Below are 24,152 nucleotides of genomic sequence, written 5' to 3' on the forward strand. Positions count from 1 at the left end.
CACCTTGCCGTGAACTCCTCGCGGGAACGCGCCGGAGCACCTCGCGGGCGCGCCTCGCCCGGACGGCGCCCCGCCGGGGCAGGTCCTTGCCGGAACGGCAAGATCCCGTGCGGATCATGCCGGGCCCTGGCAAGACTGGGCGGGCAGCCCGACAGCGCGCATTCACCCAGCGCGTGTTCTCCCAGCGCGCGCATTTCCCCGGCGCGTGTTCCCACGGCACGTGTTCCGACAGCGCGTGTTCCCACGGCACGCGCGTTTCCCCAGCACGTGCTCCCCCAGCACCCGCATCCATCCCGGCACGAGGAGCCCCCGATGAACAACACCACCGACGCCGTCACCTCCTGGGACGGCATCTACGCGGCCCGGGCCGCGGCCACCGACCCGCGGCCGAACGTCCGGCTCACCGAGACGGTCGCGGACCTGCCGCCCGGCGAGGCGCTGGAGCTCGGCTGCGGCGAGGGCGGTGACACGCTCTGGCTGGCCCGGCGGGGGTGGCGCGTCACCGCCGTCGACCTCTCGGCGGTGGCGGTCGAGCGGCTGACCGCCCTGGCCGGCTCGTACGGCCTGGGCGGCCGGGTCACCGCCGAGCGGCACGACCTGGGCACGTCCTTCCCGGAAGGTCCCGAGGGCGGGTTCGACCTGGTCACCGCGCACTACCTGCACACCCCGTACGAACTGGACCGGGCCGCCGTCCTGCGCCGGGCCGCGCACGCGCTGCGGCCGGGCGGGCGGCTGCTGGTCGTCGACCACGGTTCGACCGCGCCGTGGTCGTGGAACCAGGACCCCGACATCCGCTTCCCGAGCCCCCGGGAGGTCGCCGAGGGCCTGGCGCTCGACCCCGCCGACTGGACGGTCGAGCGGGCCGACGCGCCCCGCCGCACCGCGACCGGACCGGACGGTACGACCGCCGAGGTCACCGACCACGTACTGATCGTCGTCCGCCGCGCCTCCTGAGGCCCGGTCACCGCGAAGGAGACGGACCACCATGGCCATCAGCTCCCGTGACACCCCGCCGCCCCGCACCGGCACCACCGAGGCCGAGACCCTGCGCGGCTTCCTCGACTATCTGCGGACCTCGGTCGCCGCCAAGGTGGAAGGCGCACCGGAACCGGCGGTCCGGACCGCCGCCGTGCCCTCGGGGACGAACCTGCTCGGCCTGCTCCACCACCTGACGCACGTCGAGCGCGCGCTCTTCCTCGGGGAGGAGGTCACGGACTGGCAGGGGACGTTCCGGGCCGCGCCGGAGGACACCGTGGACGAGGTCGTCGGCCGCTACCGTACGGCGGTCGGGCGCGCGAACGCCGTCCTCGACGGGTGCGCCGACCTGGCCGCCCCGCTCCCCCGCACCCGTGCCGGGAAGCCCGCGCCCAGTGTCCGGTGGGCGCTCACGCACATGATCGAGGAGACCGGGCGGCACGCGGGCCACGCGGACATCCTGCGCGAGCTGATCGACGGTACGACCGGCCGCTGAGCCGACCGTTCTGCCGGAGGGTCAGGCCGTCACCACGTGCGCGCCCCGCGCGGGCGCCGGAGCCACCCGCGCGTTCCGGCAGGTCCCCGACGCCAGCAGCGCGTCGGCCACCTTGCGGGCCGCCGGTTCGTCCGCCACCAGGAACGCCGTCGTCGGCCCGGACCCCGAGACCAAAGCGGCCAGCGCCCCCGCCTCCGTGCCCGCCGCCAGCGTGTCGGCGAGGGAGGGGCGCAGGGAGAGCGCGGCGGGCTGGAGGTCGTTGCTCAGCGCGCCCGCGAGCGCGCCGGAGTCGCCGGAGCGCAGGGCGGCGAGCAGCGCGGGCGAGGCGGTCGGCTCGGGGACCTCCGTCCCGGCCGTGAGCCGGTCGAACTCCCCGTACACCGCGGGCGTCGACAGCCCCCCGTCCGCCACCGCGAAGACCCAGTGGAACGTGCCGCCCACCTCGATCGGGGTCAGCTTCTCGCCGCGTCCCGTACCGAGCGCGGCCCCGCCGACCAGGCTGAACGGCACATCGCTGCCCAGCTCGGCGCAGATGGCCAGCAGTTCGTCGCGGCTCGCGCCCGTCCCCCACAGGGCGTCGCAGGCGACCAGGGCGGCGGCCCCGTCGGCGCTGCCGCCCGCCATGCCGCCCGCGACCGGGATGTCCTTGGCGATGTGCAGGTGGACGGCGGGCTCGATGCCGTATCGCTCGGCCAGCGCGAGGGCGGCGCGGGCGGCGAGGTTGGTGGCGTCCAGCGGGACCTGGGCGGCGTCCGGGCCGGAGCAGGTGATGCGGAGTTCGTCGGCGGGGGTGGCGGTGACCTCGTCGTACAGGCCGACGGCGAGGAAGACGTTGGCCAGGTCGTGGAAGCCGTCCGCGCGGGCGGCGCCCACAGCGAGCTGCACGTTGACCTTGGCGGGGACGCGGACGGTGACGCCCGTACGGACAGCGCTCACAGGGACGGCACCTCCGGCTTCCGCACCGCTCACCCCAGCGCCTCCGGCTTCTGCGTCGCTCATTCCGACACCTCCGGCTTGTGCTCCGCGATCGCCGCGAACTCCTCCACCGTCAGCGACTCCCCGCGCGCCTGCGGCGAGATCCCGGCGGCCGTCAGCGCGGCCTCGGCGGCGGGCGCGGACCCGGCCCAGCCGGAGAGCGCGGCCCGGAGCGTCTTGCGGCGCTGGGCGAAGGCCGCGTCCACGACGGCGAAGACCTCGGCGCGGGTGGCCTTGGTGGCGAGCGGTTCGGTGCGGCGGACCAGCGAGACGAGGCCGGAGTCGACGTTCGGGGCGGGCCAGAAGACATTGCGGCCGATGGAGCCCGCGCGCTTGACCTCCGCGTACCAGTTGGCCTTCACCGACGGCACGCCGTAGACCTTGTTCCCCGGCCGGGCGGCGAGGCGGTCGGCGACCTCGGCCTGGACCATCACGAGGGTCCGCTCGATGCTGGGGAAGCGCTCCAGCATGGTGAGCAGGACGGGCACGGCCACGTTGTACGGGAGGTTCGCGACGAGCGCGGTGGGCGCGGGGCCCGGCAGCTCGGTGACCAGCATCGCGTCCGAGTGGACGAGGGCGAACCGGTCGGCGCGCTGCGGCATCCGGGCCTGGACCGTGGCGGGCAGCGCGGCCGCGAGGGTGTCGTCGATCTCGACCGCGACCACCCGGTCCGCCGCCTCCAGCAGCGCCAGGGTCAGCGAGCCGAGCCCGGGGCCGACCTCGACGACCACGTCGTCCGGGCGGACCTCGGCCGTGCGCACGATGCGGCGGACGGTGTTGGCGTCGATGACGAAGTTCTGACCGCGCTGCTTGGTGGGGCGTACGCCCAGCTTCGCGGCCAGGTCGCGGATGTCTGCGGGGCCCAGGAGGGCGTCGGGCTCTGTGCTGCTCACCCGGTAAGCCTACGGCCGCAGTGCGGCCACGGACTCGCCCCCCGCTGTACGTAGAGCTTCTTCGCCCGGTACGTCTGCTCGGCGGCGGGGGCGTCCTGGGGGCGCCCGCCTCCGCCGAGGGACTGCCAGGTCTGCGTGTCGAACTGGTAGAGCCCGCCGTACGTCCCGCTCGGGTCGACCGCCCCCGGCCGCCCGCCGGACTCGCAGGCGGCGAGCGCGGACCAGTTCAGCCCGTCCGCCCCGGTGACGGCCGCGGGCCGCTGCCGGGTGCCGGTGCGCACGACGCGGCTGACCGGCCGGTGGACCAGCTCCTCGGCGGTCCTGCGGGGCTTCTGCCGTACGCCGTTGACGGTCCGGACGGCGTACGTGACCCGGCGCAGGCCGTTGCGCCCCGCCCGGTCCACGACCTCGGTGCCCCGGAAGATCCCGGGGTCCTCGCTCCGTTCGACGGCGTACGGGATCGGCTCCTCGCGCACCTCGCGGGTGTCGGTGATCCGCAGGACGGAGACCGTCTGGCCGTCGCGCGGGAAGCTCGCGGGGTCCACGGAGGTGGCGTCCTGGCCGTGCAGGGTGATGCCCGCCTGGGCGAGGGCCTCGCGGACGGTGGCGGCGTTGGTGCGCAGGGTGCGTTCCTGGCCGTCGGCCAGGAAGGTCACGGTGCGTTCGGTGCGGACGGTGAGGGTGAGGCCGGTGCGGGTGATCGGGGTGGAGCGGGCGGCGGAGAGGTACGCCCCCTCGGCGCGGACGCCGAACCGGCGCAGGGCCTCCGCCACCGTCTCGGCCGTCGTCCACACCCGGCGGTGGTGGCCGTCGAGCGTGAGGTCGACGGGGCGGCCGTAGCGGACGGTGACCTCGTCGCCGTGGTCCAGGCCGGTGCCGGGGGCCGGGGAGACGCGGTCGTACGCGCCGACGGTGACGCCTTCGTCCGCGAGGAGCTCGGTGACGTCGTCGGCGAAGGTGTGCAGGGTGCGGGGCGTGCCGTCGACGTCCAGCCGGACTTCCTTGTCGTGGGCGACGAACGCGGTGGTGCCGCCCGCCAGGACGGCGAGGACGAGGGCCCGGGGGACGAGGCGCCGCAGGGTCTCGGGGCCACCGCCGCCCGGCTTTCCCGTGGTCGGTCCGGGGGACGGTCCGGCGAGCGGCCGCATGAACGACCCGGCGAGCTGTCCCGCGAACGTACGGCGGCGTTTGGCGGCCCGGCGGGCGGCGGCGCGGGTGGGGCCCTGGCGGGGCACCACGGGCGGGGGCCCGGCGAGCGGGAGGTCGACCACGGTCGGGGCGTGGGCGGGGGCCGCGGCTGCGGCTGGGGCTTCCGCGAGGGTTTCCGCCAGGTCGTTCCGGAGGAGCCCGTCGGCCACGGTCGGCTGGTCGTGGAACGCCCCGAGGAGGACCGCCGACGCGGGAGGGGGCGGGGTCATCGGGGCGGGAGGCGGTGGCGTCGGCGCCGTACGCCGTCCACCGCTCCCGCCACCGCCGCGCACTGCCCGGTGACTGCCCTGCGAAGTTCTCACGCCGCTCCCGAAGATCCGCCCGTCGCCCCCGCCGTGCGCGGGGACGATAGCGGAGCTTCGGTGACTCACCCAAGCGACACGGCTACGGAGAGTTAAAAGTCGAACGCGCGTGCCGTGTTGTCGTAGACCGCGGCGGCCAGCGTGTCCTCGTCGACGCCCTTCACCTCGGCCATCGCGCGGAGCGTGACGGGGATGAGATAGGGGGCGTTGGGCCGTCCCCGGTACGGGGCGGGGGTGAGGAAGGGCGCGTCCGTCTCGACGAGGACCAGCTCGGTGGGGGCCACGGCGAGCGCGTCGCGCAGCGGCTGGGCGTTCTTGAAGGTCACGTTGCCCGCGAACGACATGAAGTACCCGGCGCGCGCGCAGACCTCGGCCATCTCGGCGTCCCCGGAGTAGCAGTGGAACACCGTCCGCTCGGGCGCACCCGCGTCCGCGAGGACCCGCAGGACGTCCGCGTGGGCGTCCCGGTCGTGGATGACCAGGGCCTTGCCGTGCCGCTTGGCGATCTCGATGTGGGCCCGGAACGACTCCTCCTGGGCGGCGATGCCCTCGGGGCCCGTACGGAAGAAGTCGAGGCCCGTCTCCCCGACCCCGCGTACGTGGCCGAGGGCGGCCAGCGCGTCGATCTCCGCCAGCGCCTCGTCCAGCGCCGCCCTCCCGCCGGGCTCCCGGGCCCCCTGCCGCGCGGTCCCGTCCGGATCGCCGTGGACGATGCGCGGGGCCTCATTGGGGTGCAGGGCGACCGAGGCGTGGACGGCGGTGTGGGCGGCGGCGGTCTCGGCGGCCCAGCGGGAGCCCGCCACGTCGCAGCCCACTTGGACCACCGCCGTGACGTTCACCGCGGCGGCCCGGGCGAGGGCCTCCTCGACGGTGGAGTCCTGCATGTCCAGGTGGGTGTGGGAGTCGGCGACCGGGACCCGGAGGGGTTCGGGCAGCGGCGGGGCTTCGGTACGGCTCATGCGGACGACTTTACGAGGGCCCGGTCCACCGGCGTACGAGGACCGGGGCCTCACGGCGCGCACACGGGGAGGCGCGACCTCGACCGCGCCGGTCGCGCACGCCCCCGGGTTCCCGGTCGCGCACGCCCCCGGTTCTCACCTGCGGTGGAACAGGTCCAGCAGCCTCCAGTGGTGGCGCTCCGGTCCGCCGTCGGCGCCGACGGCCTCACCGGACCCGGCGGGCTCCGCCGCCCGCTTGGGCTCCGGCCGGCGCTGGAGCAGCTTCTGCGCGTCGGCCACCTGCCCGGCCCGCATGATGCGGACCACGTGCCCGCCGCAGTTGGCGCAGGTGGGCGTGGAGAGCGGGGACGGCACCCGCTCGCCGTCGGCCGTGTAGACGACGAACGCGTGGCCGTCGCCGTCAACGTGGTGCTCTATCTCGTAGGACTGCTCCCAGCCGTACCCGCACCGCATGCAGGCGAAGGCGTACGCCTCGTGGACGGTGGTCGCTGCGATCTCGGTCATACCCGCTCCTCTTGTCCGCCGGTCAGGCCGCCGGTCAGGCACTCCGGGGACGGCCGACCAGCCCGAGGGGAGTCGGACAGGTGGTCCGTCCCTTCCAGTGGACACCCGCGTACGGACGGACGCACCAGCTCAGCGGCGATATTGGTGCGTTCTTGCCGTCCTTTGGGCGCCCTTTGCCGCCGCATGGCCCGCCGGAGGGCTTCCGGCGGGCAGTCCGTGACCGGCGGACCGGAACCCGCACCACCGGGAGACCACCGAGCGCCCCCACGCGCGCCCGCCGTCCAGGGTGAATGCGCCCGCGCACTACCCCCGCCCCACCCCCCGGAAATTCCCCGAATTCACGCGGCACCCTCACCCATTAGGCCCATGAATTCATCATTCAATTGAATACGTGATTTCCACCGCTCACGCTCCCCGATTTGCGGAGCCCGCATTCCTCCTTTTCACTCGTTACGTCCACCCCATTTCCCACAGGACGGGGAACAACCTCATGTACACCACGGACACCACTGCCACCGACATCGAGTTCGACCTCGACGCCGCACTCAACCCGGGCGAGATCGACGGCGTGTACCGCGACACCCGCGAATGCGCCTACCTCGCGCTTCTCGCGGGCGGCGGCGCCCTGCTGCTCTCGCCTCCGACCCCGCGCCCGAAGAAGGGCTGAACGTCGGAACATGGACCAGACACATGCGTCGTCCCCCCTGGCGGGTGCCGTGCATGACCTGGCAACAGAGGTGGTCCTCGCTCTTCGGAGCGGGGACCACCTCGCCACGGTGTGCGGCGCGGCGGGAATCGACGAGGAGAACCGGACCGGAATCGCGGCCGCACGGGTCATCGGCGGAGATCTGCTGCTGCCGAGTGTTCTGTACGGGAACCATCCGCATCCGGGGGATGTCGCCGTGCTCGACCGTGCGGTACGGGAATTCCCGCCCAAGCCCGACGCTCCGGCCGCGACGGCCTGGAGCCACTGGCACATGATCTCCACGCTCCAGCGGATCGCACCGCCGCCCCCGGGAACGGCGGTCAGCGGCTACGAGGAGCCCGACGCGGCCTGGCTGGAGGAGGCCCCCTGGCAGTCCTTCACCCACCAGCTCTCGGTGCTGGCCCCGCTCGCCGTACCGGCCGCCCCCTCGGCCGTGCAGCGGGCCGCGGCGGGCCGGGCGGTCGACCTCGCGCGCGGCTTCGTCCGTGCGGTGCGGCGGCGCGACTGGCTCCAGGCCGCGGGCGCGGGCCGCTGGCTGGTGGCGACCGGCGGCGAACCGGCCACCCTGGGCCTGGAGCGCGGCCTGGACTTCGTGGAGCTGATGGGCGGCCACGACCCCCGCGTCACCCTGCACGTGCGGGCGGCCCGGCTGATGGCCGAGGCGAGGGCGCGATGACGACGACCGCGACGCAGGACCCCGAGGGGCACCCGGGCCCCGGGGGCCGGCCGGGCTCTCCGGGGCGCACCCCGGCGCACCCGGGCCCCGCCCCCCGGAAGCACACGCCCCCCGGCGCCGCGCTCGCCGTCCTCCCGCACGTCCTGCGCGGGGCCCTCGCCTGGACGGACGCGCACCGGGCCGACTTCGCGCTCCCCGACGACGTCCTGGACCCCCGCACCCAGGTCAACGCCACGCTCAAACCCCTCGGCGAACTGGCCCAGCTCTGCTCCACGGTCCGCGCCGCCACCGCCCCCGGCACCCCGGAACACGAGGTGGCGGGGGCGCTCGTCGCGTACGCCTGGGAACAGGTCGAGGCGGGTGACCTGCTCCTGGAGCTGCTCCGCCTCGAACCCTTCGCGGCGTACCCGTACGAGATCTACGCCGCCTTCGCCGGGTACGGGCTGCGCCACGAGGGGTTCGAGGCGCTGGCCCGCCCGCTCACCGCGACCCGCGCCTGGGCCCACACCGAGCAGCACGCCAACCGGCAGCTCGGGCTGGTCAACTCGGAGCGGCGGGTGGGGGTGGTGACCCATACGGACGCGGGCGGGGTGCTGTCCCGGACCTGGCTGGGCGGTCTCTCGGAGCCCTGGATGTTCGAGGGCCCGTCCGGCTACGCGCTGACCCACACCGTCTTCCACCTCACCGACTGGGGCCGGATGCCCGACCGGGTGCCGCAGAAGATCGACGGCTATCTGCGGACCTGGCTGCCCGCGTGGGCCGACGGCTGTCTGGAGAGCGGCCAGTGGGACCTGACCGGCGAGCTGCTCGCCGTGGCCGCCTCGCTGCCGGGCCCGGCGCCCGTGGAGCTGCTGGACGCGGTCTGGCCGGTGCTGGCCGACGTCCAGCATGCGAGCGGCTGCGTCCCGGAGACGGGCGTACCGGCACGGGACCCCGCGCCGGGCCCCGGGGAGGCCCCCGACCCGTACCCCTTCATCGACTGCTACCACTCCACGCTCGTCACAGCCTTCGCGGCGGCCCTGTCGCTCAGGTCGCTGCGGCAGCCAGGAACTCAACCAGGCGAAACGGCTCCCGGCCGGGAAGGGCACATCCCATGAGCAGCAGCGGCATCCAGCAGATCCACGACGTCGGGGCGAAGGCCCTGGGCTGGCTGTACGAGCACCGGGAGGGGTTCCGGCTGGAGGCGGACCCGGCGCCGGAGGCGGGCGTGCTGGACCGGTTCAAGCCGCTGGGCGAGCTGGCGCTGATCGGGAAGGTCATCTTCCGCGAGGGCGTGGCGGGCTCCCAGCAGTCGGCGCTCGCGCACAAGCTCCTGGACCACGCCTGGCACGAGCTGCTGGGCTCCGGGGCGCGGCTGCTGGAGGGCCAGCGGCGCGAACCGCTCTCGCCGGTGCCGCTGGAGGTCTACGTACCGTTCCGGGAGCTGGGCTACCGGCAGCCGGACCTGGAGTCGGCGATCCGGCTCAACCACCGGCTGGCCAGCTGGGCGGGGCTGGAGGTGCTGCCGGTGCGGCGGCTGGGGCTCAGCGCGATCGAGCGGCGGTTCGGGGTGGAGCCGAGCGTTCCGGAGACGGCGGCGCTCGCGCACACCTGGCTGGCGCGGCGGGCCGAGCCGTGGACGGTGGAGGGCCACATCGGCTACGACATCACGCACACGGTCTTCCACCTCACCGACTGGGGCGAGAAACCGGCCGGGCTGCCCGCCGACATCGCGGAGTACCTGGCGCTGTGGCTGCCCGCCTGGCTGGACGACTGGCTGGACCTGAAGCGCTGGGACCTGCTGGGCGAACTGCTGGTCGTGGACGCGTGCCTGCCGGAACCGACGCTGGACCCGGCGGCCTGGGCGGGCTTCGCGCAGGCGCAGCAGCCGGACGGGGCGATGCCGGTGGTGGGCGACATGCCGGAGGGGGACGAGGAGGCGGTGTTCGACCTCGTCTACCACCCGACGCTGGTCGCCGCGTTCGCCTCGGCGCTGGCGATGAGCCGGGCCCTGTCGGACCTGAGCGCGGAACCGGCCCCGGCATGACGGACGTCACCGTGCCCCGCCTGGACGCCCCCGGCTCCCCGGCCTCCACCGCACGCCTGCTCGCGGAGGCGGCCGGGCGGATCGACGCCCCGGACGTGGTGCTCGCGATCAGCCGGGGCGGGGTCCGTACGGTCCACACAGGCGGCGGCGCGGAGCCGGGCCCGATCCCCCGGGAGCGGCTGCGCTACGAACTGGGCTCGGCGTCGAAGCCGTTCGCGGGGCTGCTGCTGGCGCGGCTGGTGGCGCAGGGGAGGGTGCGGTACGAGGACCGGGCGGCGGACCTGCTGGCCCCGGGCCTGCCGGTGCACCCCTCGGTGCGCCGGATCACCCTGCGCCATCTGCTCACCCACACCTCGGGGCTGCCGGGGCTGCCCGCCGACTTCTACCCGCAGGCGGTGCCGCGCTGGTCGAGCGACCCGTACGGGAACTACCCGGCGGACCGGGTGGTGCGGGCCTTCCTCCGGGCCCGCCCGCGCCACCGCCCCGGCACCCGCTGGCACTACTCGAACTTCGCGGTCTCCGTCCTCGGCCACACCCTCGCCGCCGCCACCGGGACCCCGTGGGAGGTGCTGCTGACCCAGCAGGTGCTGGCCCCGCTGGGCCTGGAGGCCACGCTGCTGCGCCCGGGCCCCGACGGCACCGACGCGACCGGCCACCGCCGTGACGGGACGCCGCTGCCCGCGCTGGACACGGGGGGCTTCACGGCGGCGGGGGCGCTGCGGTCGACGCCGCTGGACCTGCTGACGTTCCTGGAGGCGCATACGGGGGCTGCTCCGGGCGCCCCGACCGACCCGGCGCTGGGTGCCGCGCTCGCCGAGGTGGTCCGCCCGGTGCTGCGGCGCGGCCTCCGCCACGCGCACACGCACACGCTGACGTGGTTCCAGCACCCGTCCCCGTACGGTCCGGTCCTCTTCCACGCCGGAGCGACCCTCGGCCAGCAGGCGTTCCTGGGCTTCCGCCCGGATACGGGCCTGGCGGTGGCGGCGACGGCGACACGGCGGGTGCACCGGAAGGACACGTTCGTGGCGACGGCGTACGAGCTGCTGACGGAAACCCCCTGAACTAGGGTGCCTTCTCCGCGTTCTTGGCGGCCACCACCGCGTCGAACACCTCCCGCTTGGGCAGCCCGGCGGCGGCGGCGACGGCGGCGATGGCCTCCTTGCGCCGCTCCCCCGCCTCCTCGCGCACCCGCACGCGCCGTACGAGCTCCTCGGCGTCCAGCCCCTCGGCACCGGAGTCGGAGGCGCCTTCGACCACGACGGTGATCTCGCCCCGTACGCCGTCGGCGGCCCATACGGCCAGCTCGCCGAGCGGACCGCGCTTGACCTCCTCGTACGTCTTGGTCAGCTCCCGGCAGACGGCGGCGCGCCGCTCGGCGCCGAAGACCTCGGCCATGGCGGCGAGGGTGTCGTCCAGCCGGTGGGGGGCCTCGAAGAAGACCATGGTGCGCCGCTCGTCGGCGTTCTCCCGGAGCCGGGAGAGCCGCTCACCGGCCTTGCGCGGCAGGAACCCCTCGAAGCAGAAGCGGTCGACGGGCAGTCCGGAGAGGGCGAGGGCGGTGAGGACGGCGGACGGCCCCGGTACGGCGGTGACGCGGATGTCCTGCTCCACGGCGGCGGCGACGAGCCGGTAGCCGGGGTCGGAGACGGACGGCATCCCGGCGTCCGTGACCAGCAGCACCCGGGCGCCACCGGTCAGGGCCTCGACGAGCTCCGGCGTACGGGCGGACTCGTTGCCCTCGAAGTACGAGACGACACGCCCCGAGGTGTGGATGCCGAGCGCTTGGGTGAGGCGGCGCAGCCGCCGGGTGTCCTCGGCGGCGACGACGTCGGCCCGCTCCAGTTCGGCGGCCAGGCGTGGCGGGGCGTCCGCCACGTCACCGATGGGGGTCCCTGCGAGCACGAGCGTTCCAGTCGTTCCAGTCACATCAGCCATCCTCGCAGCACGGGCAGCGCCCTTCGCACAGATGCGTTCCCTACGATGGCGCGGTGACGAGTACCGCACCCGAGACCCAGCGGGGCCAGGACGCCGGGGACCCGCTCGGCGAAGAGCCGACCTCCTGGCAGCGGCGGTTGCGCCGTTTCGGCCATGTCCCCCGCCCGGAGACGCCGCTCCGCGACCGGCTGGACCCGCCGTACACCCGGCCGGGACGGCAGCTGTGGTCCGTCTTCGCGGTCCCGCCGCAGGTGGCCGACCGCCTGGTGCGGTGGTCGGGCTGGGGCGGTCCGCTCCTGGTGGCGCTGGTGGCGGGGGTGCTCCGCTTCTGGAAGCTGGACCAGCCGCGCGCGGTGATATTCGACGAGACGTACTACGCGAAGGACGCGTGGGCGCTGGTCAACCAGGGGTACGAGGGGTCGTGGCCCAAGGACGTCGACAAGCTGATCCTGAAGGACCCGTCCTCCGTGCCGATCCCGACCGACCCGGGGTATGTGGTGCACCCGCCGGTCGGCAAGTGGATCATCGGGTTCGGCGAGCAGATGTTCGGCTTCACGCCGTTCGGCTGGCGCTTCATGGTGGCGGTGCTCGGCACGCTCTCCGTCCTCATGCTCTGCCGGATCGGCCGACGGCTGTTCCGCTCGACGTTCCTGGGCTGCCTGGCGGGCCTGCTGCTCGCGGTGGACGGGCTGCACTTCGTGATGAGCCGGACCGCGCTGCTCGACCTGATCGTGATGTTCTTCGTGCTGGCCGCGTTCGGCTGCCTGGTGGCGGACCGGGACCATGCCCGCAGACGGCTGGCCGCCGCCCTCCCGGTGGACGAGGAGGGGGTGCTGCGCCCGGACGCCCGGATCGCGGAAACCTTGCGCCTGGGGTGGCGGCCGTGGCGGCTGGCGGCGGGCGTGATGCTGGGCCTGGCGTTCGCGACGAAGTGGAACGGCCTGTACGTGCTGGCCGCGTTCGGCCTGATGACGGTGTTGTGGGACGTGGGCGCGCGCCGCACGGCGGGCGCGACGAAGCCGTATCTGGCGGTGCTGCGCCGGGACCTGGTCCCCGCGTTCGTCTCCACGGTCCCGGTCGCGATCGTCACGTACGTCGTGTCCTGGACCGGCTGGATCGTCACGGACAAGGGGTACTACCGCAACTGGGCGGCCACCGAGGGCAAGGACTCCTCCTGGAGCTGGCTGTTCCCGGACTGGCTGCGGAGCCTGTGGCACTACGAGACCCAGGTGTACGACTTCCACGTGGGCCTGACGTCCGGCCACACGTACGAGTCCAACCCCTGGAGCTGGCTGGTGCTCGGCCGCCCCGTCTCGTACTTCTACGAGGAGCAGACGGGCTGCCAGGAGTCGGCGACGGGCAAGTGCGCCGCCGAGGTCCTCGCCATCGGCACCCCGCTGCTGTGGTGGGCGGCGTGCTTCGCCCTCGCGTACGTGGTGTGGCGCTGGCTCTTCCGCCGCGACTGGCGGGCCGGTGCGATCGCCTGCGGTGTGGCGGCGGGCTGGGTGCCCTGGTTCTTCTACCAGGAGCGCACGATCTTCCTGTTCTACGCGGTGGTGTTCGTCCCGTTCCTCTGCCTGGCCGTGACGATGATGCTGGGCGCGATCGTGGGCCCGGCGGCGGGCACGGGCGCCCGCGCCGAACTGGGCCTGAACTCCGGCGACCCGACGGGCGAACGCCGCCGCACCCTGGGGGCGATCGCGGCGGGCGTCCTGGTGCTCCTGATCATCTGGAACTTCATCTACTTCTACCCCCTGTACACGGGGACCTCGATCCCGGAGGACCTGTGGCGGGACCGGATGTGGCTGGATACGTGGGTGTAGCCGTGGTCGTTGGTGGTGGCTGCTGGTCGTCGTGGGCCGTCGTTCCACGGCCCACGACGGCCCACCAGAATCACTCGTGCAGGTTCGCCCGAACCGCTGCCGGGTCGGAGGCTTCCTCTAGCCCGTTCCGCTACTTACCTTGGACGCCCAGCGCCAAAGCGCGCGGTCCCACCGACGGCCCCTGCTTCAGCCCTAAACGCCACCCCAGAGGCGTGATGTGGTGGCAAAATACGGCTACGACGACGTCATCACAACCGTGTGCCCGAGCCACCCCCGAGGGGATCCAAATTGCCTGAAGTGTTTGGCCACCTCCCGCAACCGAGAATTCTAATTCACGGCTTCACGCAAGACGAGGAAATAGTCCAGCACATCAGAAAAATCGTCCCTACCGTTCGACTGGCCACCAGTGTCGACATCGGAGATATCCGACAAGAAGAGTGGGATGCCGTTGTAACTAAGGGAGGGGAAATTTCCCTTCTTAGCCATCTCAACGTATTCCGAGTAGGCGGTAGCTACATCGGAAAGGCAGGTGCGGGAACTTCAACCGTCTGGGTAAACGCGAACTGGACAACTAACGCAACCCACTTCGTCTTGCCAGATGATTGCCCAGCAGAAGTTCGATCTCTTAGCCGAAACGACTTGCTGCCGAAGGTCCAGAAGCGGTCTATCAATGAACACTGGTCCTTCATTTCGGCGCAAAATAGGGTTGACACAAATCACGATAGACATCCCGCCGTAACCCCCTTCCTTACGGATGCAGCCGATAAGGTTCTCGCTGGCAAAATATCGAGGACAGAGTCAGAAACATGGTGGCTCCCCGATGTGGGGTGCGATCTAACTAAGTGGATCTCTGCGGCTCTCCAAAGCTGGAGCACGCTGCACCCAGACCGGTTTCCCCTCGCAGAGGAATGGCGGGAGCGGGAGCCGTGGATGAGCCCAGAGGAGAAGGCGATCAGCGGTCGCCTAGAGAAAGTGGAAACCGAACTCACCGAGACAATTGCGAAACTTGAAAGCGAGAAAGTAGCCCTTAGGGGCAAGCTAAAAGAAAAGGCGACGGAAATCGATTCCACAGTCAGAAAACTAATCACCACCAATGGTGACGAACTAGTTGAGCAGGTGGAACAGTCTCTCCGGGAGCTCGGATTCCTGGTCAAGAATTCCGACAAGGAATTTTCGTCTCCAGGAGACCGCCGGGAGGACCTTAGGGTCTCCGATCCAGACATCCCAGAATGGATCGCGATTACAGAAGTGCGCGGGTATTCACGCGGAGCACAACTTAACGACTTGCTTCGCCTGAGCAGATTTGCAAATAGATACCTCAAAGAGACAGGCAAAGAACCGTCATCGATTTGGTACATCGTGAACCAGGAGTTGGCGAAAGACCCCGACACTCGGCAATCCCCATTGGCATCCAATAAGGACGAGGTGGAGACTTTCGCAGACTCTGGAGGGCTGGTGATCGACACAAGGTGTATTTTTAGGACGCTGATGATGACGCGGGAAGGCTCTCTCGACAAAAGGGAGGCTCGGAGGCACATCAGGGAATCATCTGGATACTTCCGGGTACAGGACATTCCTGGACAAAACTCGTAGGCGGATGAATATGACCCGGATTAGCGAACTCACCGCTCGCGGGCTGAGCACAAGGTAAGCCGTTGGCGATAAATACCAATCCCGTGGGTAGCCATCAGCCCGCACTCAGCGCCCCGAATTCCTCACGCCGGGAGGGCCGGATCTGACCAAAGTCACATGTTGAGCAAGCACGAAAGCGAGAGACGCGCATGACTGATTCATCAGTGCAGCCGTCCCGCTACGCTGGCGACCATCAGCCGACGTTCCGGAGGTGTGCGCCGAGGATGGAGCCCAAGACGCAGAGGGTCTACAAGACGATCCGGTCCTGGATCGAGTCGGGCAGGTACGCGCCTGGCGACAAGCTACCGTCAGAACGCACGCTGAGTTCCGAGCTGGACATTGGCCGCACAGCCCTGAGGCAGGTACTGGCACGGCTCGCGAACGAACGGTTCATCAAGGAGCACGACCGAAGCGCCTACCACGTGTCTGGCGGCACCGGCGTACCGACGCCGAGCGGCCTACCGGCGTGGCAGATCCACGGCAGTCGCCGCATCTACGACAACCGATGGGTCAATCTCGATCTGGTCGACGTCGAACCACCCGGCGTCGAGCGCTTCGAACACCACGTCGTGCGGCTTCACCACGTCGCAATCACCGCTGTGGTCGACGACCAGAACCGCGTACTCATGCTCTGGCGCTATCGCTTCGTACCGCAGCAGTGGGGCTGGGAACTTCCCGGCGGAATCGTGGACGCCGACGAGGACCCGGCTGCCACAGCCGTACGTGAAACGGAGGAAGAGACCGGTTGGCGCCCGGCCAAGGTCGAGCACGTGGTTACCTACCAGCCCATGATCGGCATGGTCGATTCGCCGCACGAGATCTTCGTGGCGAGGGGCGCCACTCACGTCGGAGAACCCACCGACGCCGAGGAAGCCGGGCACGTCGCATGGGTTCCGTTGGACGAGATCCCCGGCCTGATGAGCGAGGGCAAGCTGATGGGGTCCGGAACGATCGTCGCCCTCCTCCACCTCCTCTCCTCGCGGCCTACAGCCGCCCGGTAAGCAGCTCCACCCGCTGGCGATACCGCACGGACCCCGTGCGGTTCGCCGCCAGCCTTGCCCTTTGAAGGTGGCTTCGGGCTTGATCCAACTCGCCTCGCGCAAGGTGGGCCTGCGTGAGATCGCAGTGCACTCCCGCGCTGGCACGCACGAACGATGGGTCGGCACTGTTCAGCGACGTGTACAGCTCGTCCATAGCTGACTCGTCACCGAGCTTGGCCAGTACGTTTCCCCGCCAGCGCGTGAGGTGACCGGTGTTGAGGAAGATACTCAACATGTCCGGGTCACGCACCTCTCCGTCGTCCGGCAGCAGGGCTTCCGCGCGCTCCAACGCTGCACGTGCCTCCGACGCCATGTCCACGCCGACAGCGGCGCACAGCTCCGCCTCAGCGGCAGCAAGCCAAGCACGAAGTCGCGGTGACTGGCGCTCAGCCTGTGTGCGCTGCGCGTCCCGTACCAACTCGACCGCGAGCAGCGGGCGGCCGGCATCGGCCAAGACGTAAGCCTGCTCACCCATCGCGTGAGCCAGGTACGGCGGGGACTCAGCGTCCTGCGCTGCCTTCTTCGCCAGCTCGTACCGCCGCCACGCTCGCTCCACGGCACCGGCGTCCAGAGCCTGCCAGGCGGCGAGGGTGGAAGCTCCGGCAAGCGCAATCGCGATAGGTCGCCTGGTGCCTGGAAGGACAGCGAAGGTCAACGCGTCCTCCATCGCCGCCAGGTGCCCGTTCATCTGGTCGACCAGCCCGGCCGCTCCCATCTGCCGGTCCATCGTGCGCAACAACTCGGTCTGATCGAGAAACGATCCGACCATGGACTCGCTGAGGCTGCTCGCTGAATCGATCCGGCTGAGAAGCTCCTCGTAACCACCGGCCGCAGGGCGAACCTCCCGCACACTGCCCCGAAGTTCAGCGTCCGTGATGCCCAGTAGCGGCCGGAGGAGCGCCGCGTACCGGTCCGTAATGGTGCGGCGACCGTTCTCCCACTCCGAGATGTAGACCTTGAGACTCGCTGGCGAAGCGATGTCGAGAAGGCGCTGTTCCGCGAATCGCTGCATCTCGTGGATGAGCTTCTCCTGGGACCATCCCCGCGCTCTCCTGGCCGCCCTTAACCCTGTCGCCACGCCGCCTCCCTTAAAACCGCAGGTGAGAGCTGGTTAACCCCATTGACACTAACCCGAGTTGGCTACCGAGACACCTGTCTTCAGCCGTTCTCTGGAGGCGCACGCGTTCCTGTCGGGCCTGCATCTGGGTTGCGGGCCCGGCTTCTTTCCGTTCTGTGAGTGCACGGACAGCCGCCTGCGTCGTGGCCACTACCCGTGGTCGTGCCTTGATCGAAGGAGTGTTCCGAGATGCCTCAACCGCCCTCTCCACCGCTGCCTCTCCCGCCAAACCCGCTTCCCACGCCGCCCCCGCCCGGTGGCGGCCAGTAGGAGCCTGGAGCTCCTGGCCTCGGTCGTGCGCCCTGCTCGCAGTCGGTGCCCGGCCTTCCCTCACATGCGGGCACCGACAAGGAGAAGAACGTGCAGGGAAACATGGTGCTCAACCCCGACGAGCTGGGGCAGGACCCTGCGGTCGGCATGGACTTGGCCCACGCGCTGGGCGTGCGTCACCTGGAGATCCGTACCGCCTACAACTCCAACGCGCTCACCCTGGACGATGCACGGCTTCGGGAGATCCGGCATCTGGCCGACGAGCGGGGCTTGCGGGTCGCGGCGCTGGCATCCCCGTTGTGGAAATGGTGCCGCCCGGAGGCTGCCCCCGGCAAGGTCGACAGCTTCGGCTTTCCCACCCAGGTACCCACTGAGGACCGGGAGCGGTGGGTGCACCGCGCTCTGGTCGTGGCCGGCATCCTGGGCACCGACCGCGTCAGGGTGTTCTCACACCTGTCCGTGGGCGAGCAGACGGAGTCGTTCCTCGACGACCCGCTGCTTCCGTACGCCCTCAAAGCCGCCGAGCGGGCCGGAATACAGCTGCTGCTGGAGAACGAGCCCGTGTGCACGGTCGCCGAGCCAGCACCACTCCTCGACGTACTCCGGGAGCACACCGGACTGGGGCTCTGGCTCGACCTGGGAAATCTCTACGAGGTCGGCCACGGCACGGCCCAGGCCGTCGAAGAGCTCGCACCGTACGTCGAGTACGTGCACGTCAAGGACTATCTGCCGCGGAACGACGGGATGAAGGCATTCGTGGCCGCAGGCGCGGGCGCAGTGCCGTACGGGGAATTGCTGCCCGTTCTGCACCGGGTGCGGCCGGGGCTGCCGTACGCGCTGGAGACGCACGTGCGCCAGAGTCCGGGCGAGGCGTTGACGCGCGGCGCAGCGTTCCTGCGCCGAACGGTCCCGGGTGGGCTGGCGTGAAGCGGGTCCTGCTCATCGGCTCGGGGGAGGTCGGCACCAAGCACGCCAAGGCCCTGATGAGGGCGGACGGGCTGGAGCTGGTGGCGGTAGCTGATCCCGCTCCGGCCGTCGCTCCGCCGGCCGGGGTACCGCTGCTGGAGGGGTGGGACGGCGCGCTGAGCCGGTTCGGGCCGGACCTTGTCGTGGTGGCGACCCCGCCGGGCACTGCCCTGAACGCAGCGCGCACCGCCGCGCGGGGAGGGGCGACGGTGCTGGTGGAGAAGCCGGTCACGCTCGATCCCGCTCATCTGACCCCCGTAGCGGAAGACGCACGGATCTTCGTCGCCTTCCAGCCGCACTTCGCCCCTGGCATCGCCGAACTCCTCCGCCAGCGGCCGACCGTCCGCCGGGCGGAGGTGACCTTGGTGTGCCGCCGGGACCGGGCCTACTACCGAGGCTGGCGCACCCGGTACGCCACCGCCGGGGGAATCTTGCACCAGCAGGCCATCCACGGTCTGGCCCTCGCCCTGCGCCTCCTGCCCGCCACGGCCATCGCCTCCTGCACCACGACCGTGGACCGGGTGCGGAGGTGGGCCGAATCCGAGGACCGCATCACCACGATGACCACGTTCGCCGACGACACGGTCCTGACGGTGGATGCCCAGGTCGACAGCGACGAGGAGCGCCGCCACGAGGTCACGCTCCACCTCGACGACGGACAGCGCCTGCACATCCGAGGCCGCAACCTCGAAGCCGGGCTCGGTGACCCGTCGTCAGCGCCCGGCGACCTGGAGCTGAGGCAGGCCATGTACCGGGCCCTGCCCTCCGACGGCACCAGCCCCGCTCACCACCACTCGTCTCTGTTCCCTCTGTCCGAGCTCCGTCGCACCCTGGAGGTCATCGACCGTGTCTACCGCACTACACGCACCGTCTCAGAGGCCGGTACTGCCGCATGACCTCGGTGTCGAGGTCGTCGAGCGCAAGGGCCTCGGGCACCCCGACACCCTCGCCGACGCCATCGCGGAGCTGGCCTCGATCCGCTACAGCGACTACTGCCTGCGCGAGTTCGGCGCGATCCTGCACCACAACCTCGACAAGGTCGCCGTCCTCGGCGGCCGCGCCCGCTTCAGCGACGCCGACGCCTTCTACGACCGTCCCGTACGCGTGATCGTCGGCGGCCGGATCTCCACCAGCTTCGCCGGGCGTTCCATCCCGGTCCGGGAGATCCTTGAGGCCGCCGCGGCCGAGCAGCTGCGCCGCGCGCTGCCGGGGTTCGAGAACATGACGTGGCAGGTCCAGCACGAGACGACCGACTCTTCCAAGTTCGAGCACTGGTTCGCGCCCCGTGGACTTCAGGACCTGCCGGAGCGGCCCACTGCCTTGTCCAACGACACCGCGTTCCTCGTCGGCACCGCAGCCCGTACCACGGCCGAGACAGTCGCTCTGCTCGCTGAGGCATGGTTCCGCGAGCAGCCGTGGGCGGGCAGCGACATCAAGGCCCTGGTCATCCGGACCGGGCACGCGCTGGACATCACCGTGTGTGTCCCGGCCGTGGCCGGGCATCTCTCCACCAGCGCACAGTTCCAGGAGGTTGTCGACGCCGCCGCCCGGTCGCTGACCGACCAGCTCCTTGAGCGGCTGCCGGGCCCGGTCACGGTCACGTGCAACACCCGCAACAGCGCCACGGGGCCGTTGTCGGGCCAGTACTTCACCCTCTCCGGCTCGGCGATCGACTACGGCGAGGACGGGCTGGTCGGCCGGGGCAATGCCCGCTCCGGGCTCATCACCCCCGGCCAGCAGGCCGGCAACGAAGCCCTGTTCGGGAAGAACCCGGCCTATCACGTCGGGAAGGTCGGCGGATGGCTCGTCGACGAGGCGAGCCGCACCCTCGCCGAGAAGACCGGTCGGCCGTGCCGGATCGCGGTGATGTGGCGCAACGGCAGCGCCTACCCCGAGCCCGCCTCCCTCGACATCACCACCACCCAGCCCGAGCCTGGCCACGAGGACCTCGTGCGGAAGGTCCTGCACCGCACCGACTGGGTCCCCGACATCGTCGACCACCAGCGCTACCTGCCCCGGGTCCTCCCGGTGTCCGAGCTGCTGGCCGACCTGGACGCGGCACCCGCGTCATGAGCCCGGCCGCCGTGGCGACCGGCCACCTCACCGCCGCCCTGGAGCTCCCTCCGGGGCTGGATCCGTGCCAGGCCCTCACGGCGGCCGACCGGCTCCCCGGCGGCTGGAGCCTTTCCCCCCTGTCGGTCGGGGGCGAGCCCTGCCCGGTGGTGGGGGTGACCGTGACCGACACCGCGCCGGAGACCACCGTCAGTGGTTCAAGGGTGCAGTTGAGCCTCACCCAGCGCGCCGCCCGGTCGGCCACGCTTGCCTACACGACGTACACCGCCCTGGAACGGGCCCGCCAGGAGCGGCACATGCTGACCCTGCACGCGAATGCCGCAGTGACGCCGAGCGGTCGCGGGGTCCTGCTGCTGGGCAACAAGGGGGCGGGCAAGACCAGTGTGACCCTGGCCCTCGGCGAGCGCGGCTTCACTCACGCGGGTGATGACCTGAGCGTCCTGGCCGAGGACGGCTCGGGCGAACTGCTCCTTCTGCCGGGCAAGGCGACGGCCACTGTCCGTCCGAAGGACGCCCGGCGGTGGCAGGACCCCAAGCCCGTCATCGGCCTGGCCCCCTTCCTCCGCCGCCCCGTCTCCCTGGCGGCGGTTGTCCGGCTCACCGTCCACCCCGACGTTCCGTCCGCGGTGCTGGTCCCCGCCACACCGTTCTCGGCGAACGAGCAACTGCGCCTCCACGAAGCTCTCGCCCGGTGCATCAGCGGCATCCCCACCCCGCTGACCGGCCCCGGCGGAGCCCCCTACGGACCAGTGTGGCCGCTGGACACGCCCCGCCTCGCCCGCTGGCGGACCCACCTGGTCGCCCGACTCGAACAGCGCCCCTACACGTACGCGTACGCGCCCGACGCGGGCAGTGCCGCCGACCTCATCACCAGGGAGTACGCGTGACCCTGCCGTTCACCGCCGCGATCCTGCCCAGCCGCAACGAGCCGACCACCATCGCCGCAGTCACCACCGCGGCGGACCAGGCGATGGGGGAACAGTCGATCATCGTGCACGCCGACTCCTCCGACGCCCCCGACACCGCCGCCCGCTTCGCCTCCACCCCCACCCGGGCGAGGAAGGTCGCGCTGACCGGGCTGCGACGGGGCAAGGGTGCCCAGATCCTCGCCGCGCTCCGACACCCGGAACTGGCAGGCACCGAGGCGGTGCTGATCGCCGACACCGACACCCGCACCCCCGACCCGGCCCTCTACCGCGCGCTGCTGGACCAGGTACGCGGCCAGGCGGCGTTCGCCATCGCCGACTACCCACGCCACTGGGACGAAGCCAACCTCACCAACCACCTCGCCCGCCCCCTGATCGCCGCGACCACCGGCCATGACGTGCCCCAGCCCCTGGCCGGAGACCTCGCCCTCACCCGCCGAGCCCGGGACACGGTCACGCGCACCGCCGCCGCGCTGCCACCCGATCTGGCGCCATGCGTCGACGGGTACGGCATCGACGCCTTCCTGCTGCTGACCGCGGCCGGTCTGGGCCCCGTCGCCTCCGTACGGACCGACGAGCCGAAACGGCACGCCGCTTCCTTCCCGCACCTTGCGGTGATCTTCCGCCAGGCCGTCCCCGTCCTGCTGCACCTCACCGCCCGCCGAACCCCGACGCCCGCACCCACCCCCGACAGCCTCAGCGCGTACCGGACGGACGACCGCGTCCTCGCCCCGGACCGCCTCACCGGCATGCTCACCACGCTGGAGAACCTCACCCCCGGGCGTCACCGCTACGATGACGAGCGGCCCTGGCCGCTACCCGTCGTGGACGCCTGGCGTGCCGTCAACTCCGGTACACCGCCGACCGAAGCGGCCGCCGGGTTGTGGCCGCACTATCTGCGCCGCGTCCACGACTGGCTCACCTGCGCCCAGCACGCGACCGCCCAGCACCGGGCCGTTCAGCTCGCCGCCGCGCACGTCGGCCTGCACACCGATCTCACCTCAGCAGGAGCCTCGAAATGACCCCGCCGACCTCCGCCTTCTCCGCCTTCGCCCTGGAACCGTTTCCCACCCTCCAGCCCGGCGACGACCTCGCGGGCACCATCACCCAGGTCCTGGACCGGACCGGAACCACCCTTCAGGACCGGGACATCGTGGTGGTGGCCAGTAAAGCGGTGAGCATTGCGGAAAAGCGCTATGTGGACCTGACGACAGTCACCCCCTCCCGGGAGGCCGAACGCCTGTCCGACCGTACGGGCAAACCCGCCACGATCGTCCAACTCGTGCTGGACCACTCCACCGAGCACTTCCTGGCCACCGACCGCGGGCCGATCATCGCCCGTCATACCCTCGGCCTCCAGCTCACTTCCGCCGGGATCGACCGAGCCGGGACCAAGGGCGCATGGCTGCTGCCGGTGGACCCTGATGCCTCGGCCCGCGTACTGCGCGATGCACTCATCTCTTACACCGGCGCGAACGTCGCGGTCGTCATCGCCGATTCGGACGGACGTGCCGACCGGCGCGGTGCAGCCTGCATCTCCATCGGCGCCGCCGGAGTGGCGCCGCTGCGGATCACGGAGCATGACGGAAAGCGGCAGGAGGAGACCCTCACCGACATGATCACCGGCGCCGCCGGCATCATCCTCGGACAGCGAGGCCGAGGTGCCCCTGTCGTCGTGCTCCGGGGCATCGCTTACGAGCAAAGCGACGCCGGAGTCGCCACAGTGCTGCACCACGCTCCCCGCCCATGAACGGGCCGCTCCTGATCACCGGGTCCAGCGGCACCATCGGCACCCGCCTCGTCACCGACCTGGCTGCCCATGGCATACCGCTACGGCTCCTCGACCGACGACCACCCATCCGCCTCCCACCCACCGACGCCGAATTCGTCCAGGCAGACCTCCGGGAGGCGAGTGCCGTCGAGAGGGGCGTAGCAGGAGCGGGGGCGGTGATCCACCTCGCGGGCATCGCCGAAGAGGCCCCCTTCGCCGAGGTGGTCGAGCACAACATCACCGCCACCCACCTTCTCCTCGAAGCCGCCCGCCGCCACAACATCCCCCGCATCGTGCTCGCCAGCAGCCACCACGTCATCGGTATGAACCCCATCGGCGCGACGGCGGCTCCCATGGCCCCGGACAGCTTCTACGCCGTCAGCAAGATCGCCCTCGAAGCCCTCGGCCACCTCTACGCCCACAAGACCGGTATGGAGGTCGTCGCCGTACGAATCGGCAGCCACCGCACCCATCCCACCGAGCCCCGCCACCGCGCAACCTGGCTCAGCCCCCGCGACACCACCGCCCTGCTCTACGCCGCCGCCACCAGACCCCTGCCGACCCGCTTCCTCACCCTGTACGGCACCTCGGACAACTCCGAGAACTGGTGGCCACGCACCGGCTGGGACGCCCTCGGCTACCGACCCGCCGACAACGCCGCCCGCCACCCCCGAACCGGGCCGCTCACCGACCGCTGGACCGGCGGGGCCTTCGCCGACCAGGACCTCCCTACCTAACGCTTCGCCTTGTGCTCCCCCGGTACACCATGCATTCCCAGCCAGTCCGCCGTCACACAGCGGAGAGCGCTTTCCGGCCGAGCGTTCCGGTCCGGTAACAACGCCCTCACTGTTCACGGCAATCCCTTAGGGTTCCTCACA

General features: G+C 71.3%; 22 protein-coding genes. 15 read left to right on the forward strand and 7 right to left on the reverse strand.

Translation table 11 applies throughout. The annotated features are described in order from the left end of the window. The first annotated feature begins 312 nt into the window (after window positions 1-312). Window positions 313-954, forward strand: a complete 642-nt coding sequence (locus B7C62_12750; protein ARF73036.1) for an SAM-dependent methyltransferase — start codon at window positions 313-315, stop codon at window positions 952-954. 31 nt (window positions 955-985) lie between these two features. Continuing rightward, the gene (locus B7C62_12755; GenBank protein ARF73037.1) at window positions 986-1,471 is read left to right on the forward strand and encodes a mini-circle protein; all 486 of its coding nucleotides are present in this window, start codon (window positions 986-988) and stop codon (window positions 1,469-1,471) included. 21 nt (window positions 1,472-1,492) lie between these two features. Here the strand turns inward: B7C62_12755 and B7C62_12760 are convergent, their stop codons facing one another. The 5 genes from B7C62_12760 to B7C62_12780 all read right to left on the reverse strand — a co-directional run bounded on the left by B7C62_12760 (window position 1,493) and on the right by B7C62_12780 (window position 6,313). Next, the gene (locus B7C62_12760) at window positions 1,493-2,407 is read right to left on the reverse strand and encodes a 4-(cytidine 5'-diphospho)-2-C-methyl-D-erythritol kinase (GenBank protein ARF73038.1); all 915 of its coding nucleotides are present in this window, start codon (window positions 2,405-2,407) and stop codon (window positions 1,493-1,495) included. 59 nt (window positions 2,408-2,466) lie between these two features. Beyond that, window positions 2,467-3,339 (reverse strand): 16S rRNA (adenine(1518)-N(6)/adenine(1519)-N(6))-dimethyltransferase, encoded by an 873-nt coding sequence (locus B7C62_12765; protein ID ARF73039.1) that lies wholly within the window; start codon window positions 3,337-3,339, stop codon window positions 2,467-2,469. Continuing rightward, complete coding sequence (locus B7C62_12770) at window positions 3,336-4,757, reverse strand: resuscitation-promoting factor (protein ARF73040.1); 1,422 nt, start codon at window positions 4,755-4,757, stop codon at window positions 3,336-3,338. The genes B7C62_12765 and B7C62_12770 overlap by 4 nt, the downstream gene beginning before the upstream one ends. A gap of 185 nt (window positions 4,758-4,942) precedes the next feature. Continuing rightward, complete coding sequence (locus tag B7C62_12775) at window positions 4,943-5,809, reverse strand: AraC family transcriptional regulator (GenBank protein ID ARF73041.1); 867 nt, start codon at window positions 5,807-5,809, stop codon at window positions 4,943-4,945. Window positions 5,810-5,944: 135 nt separating this feature from the next. Next, entirely contained in the window at window positions 5,945-6,313 is a 369-nt protein-coding gene (locus tag B7C62_12780; protein ID ARF73042.1) for a hypothetical protein, read from the reverse strand. A 677-nt stretch (window positions 6,314-6,990) separates the two neighbouring features. On the opposite strand from B7C62_12780, the gene B7C62_12785 reads away from it, so the two are divergent. The 4 genes from B7C62_12785 to B7C62_12800 are packed head-to-tail and all read left to right on the forward strand — an operon-like array spanning window position 6,991 to window position 10,782. Beyond that, a complete protein-coding gene (locus tag B7C62_12785) occupies window positions 6,991-7,695 on the forward strand; it encodes a hypothetical protein (protein ARF73043.1) in 705 nt (234 codons plus the stop codon). Beyond that, window positions 7,692-8,792: a hypothetical protein gene (locus B7C62_12790; protein ID ARF73044.1), complete on the forward strand. Its 1,101-nt coding sequence runs from the start codon at window positions 7,692-7,694 to the stop codon at window positions 8,790-8,792. The genes B7C62_12785 and B7C62_12790 overlap by 4 nt, the downstream gene beginning before the upstream one ends. Next, window positions 8,789-9,721 (forward strand): hypothetical protein, encoded by a 933-nt coding sequence (locus B7C62_12795; protein ID ARF73045.1) that lies wholly within the window; start codon window positions 8,789-8,791, stop codon window positions 9,719-9,721. Before B7C62_12790 ends, B7C62_12795 begins: the two co-directional genes overlap by 4 nt. After that, window positions 9,718-10,782, forward strand: a complete 1,065-nt coding sequence (locus B7C62_12800) for a penicillin-binding protein (GenBank protein ARF73046.1) — start codon at window positions 9,718-9,720, stop codon at window positions 10,780-10,782. The genes B7C62_12795 and B7C62_12800 overlap by 4 nt, the downstream gene beginning before the upstream one ends. Before the next feature lies 1 nt (window position 10,783). On the opposite strand, the gene B7C62_12805 is transcribed toward B7C62_12800, so the two are convergent. Continuing rightward, complete coding sequence (locus tag B7C62_12805) at window positions 10,784-11,647, reverse strand: 16S rRNA (cytidine(1402)-2'-O)-methyltransferase (protein ID ARF73047.1); 864 nt, start codon at window positions 11,645-11,647, stop codon at window positions 10,784-10,786. A gap of 62 nt (window positions 11,648-11,709) precedes the next feature. Between B7C62_12805 and B7C62_12810 the strand changes: the two genes are divergently transcribed. Continuing rightward, complete coding sequence (locus B7C62_12810; protein ARF73048.1) at window positions 11,710-13,479, forward strand: phospholipid carrier-dependent glycosyltransferase; 1,770 nt, start codon at window positions 11,710-11,712, stop codon at window positions 13,477-13,479. A gap of 1,856 nt (window positions 13,480-15,335) precedes the next feature. Further along, a complete protein-coding gene (locus tag B7C62_12815; GenBank protein ARF73049.1) occupies window positions 15,336-16,112 on the forward strand; it encodes an ADP-ribose pyrophosphatase in 777 nt (258 codons plus the stop codon). On the opposite strand, the gene B7C62_12820 is transcribed toward B7C62_12815, so the two are convergent. After that, window positions 16,096-17,163 (reverse strand): regulator, encoded by a 1,068-nt coding sequence (locus B7C62_12820; GenBank protein ARF77135.1) that lies wholly within the window; start codon window positions 17,161-17,163, stop codon window positions 16,096-16,098. The two genes, B7C62_12815 and B7C62_12820, sit on opposite strands and share 17 nt — an antisense overlap. 465 nt (window positions 17,164-17,628) lie before the next feature. Here B7C62_12820 and B7C62_12825 point away from each other — a divergent pair, with 465 nt between their 5' ends. From B7C62_12825 to B7C62_12855, 7 genes are read left to right on the forward strand one after another with little or no spacing between them, the layout of a single operon-like run. After that, window positions 17,629-18,465, forward strand: a complete 837-nt coding sequence (locus B7C62_12825) for a xylose isomerase (GenBank protein ARF73050.1) — start codon at window positions 17,629-17,631, stop codon at window positions 18,463-18,465. Beyond that, complete coding sequence (locus tag B7C62_12830) at window positions 18,462-19,400, forward strand: oxidoreductase (protein ID ARF73051.1); 939 nt, start codon at window positions 18,462-18,464, stop codon at window positions 19,398-19,400. The genes B7C62_12825 and B7C62_12830 overlap by 4 nt, the downstream gene beginning before the upstream one ends. Beyond that, a complete protein-coding gene (locus B7C62_12835; GenBank protein ID ARF73052.1) occupies window positions 19,351-20,577 on the forward strand; it encodes an S-adenosylmethionine synthetase in 1,227 nt (408 codons plus the stop codon). Before B7C62_12830 ends, B7C62_12835 begins: the two co-directional genes overlap by 50 nt. Next, complete coding sequence (locus B7C62_12840) at window positions 20,574-21,464, forward strand: hypothetical protein (GenBank protein ARF73053.1); 891 nt, start codon at window positions 20,574-20,576, stop codon at window positions 21,462-21,464. The genes B7C62_12835 and B7C62_12840 overlap by 4 nt, the downstream gene beginning before the upstream one ends. Then, entirely contained in the window at window positions 21,461-22,525 is a 1,065-nt protein-coding gene (locus B7C62_12845; protein ID ARF73054.1) for a hypothetical protein, read from the forward strand. Before B7C62_12840 ends, B7C62_12845 begins: the two co-directional genes overlap by 4 nt. Next, entirely contained in the window at window positions 22,522-23,253 is a 732-nt protein-coding gene (locus B7C62_12850) for a hypothetical protein (protein ID ARF73055.1), read from the forward strand. Before B7C62_12845 ends, B7C62_12850 begins: the two co-directional genes overlap by 4 nt. Continuing rightward, window positions 23,250-24,011: an SDR family oxidoreductase gene (locus B7C62_12855; GenBank protein ARF73056.1), complete on the forward strand. Its 762-nt coding sequence runs from the start codon at window positions 23,250-23,252 to the stop codon at window positions 24,009-24,011. The genes B7C62_12850 and B7C62_12855 overlap by 4 nt, the downstream gene beginning before the upstream one ends. The last annotated feature ends 141 nt before the right edge of the window (window positions 24,012-24,152 follow it).

This window comes from Kitasatospora albolonga (assembly GCA_002082585.1).
GTDB lineage: Bacteria > Actinomycetota > Actinomycetes > Streptomycetales > Streptomycetaceae > Streptomyces > Streptomyces stephensoniae.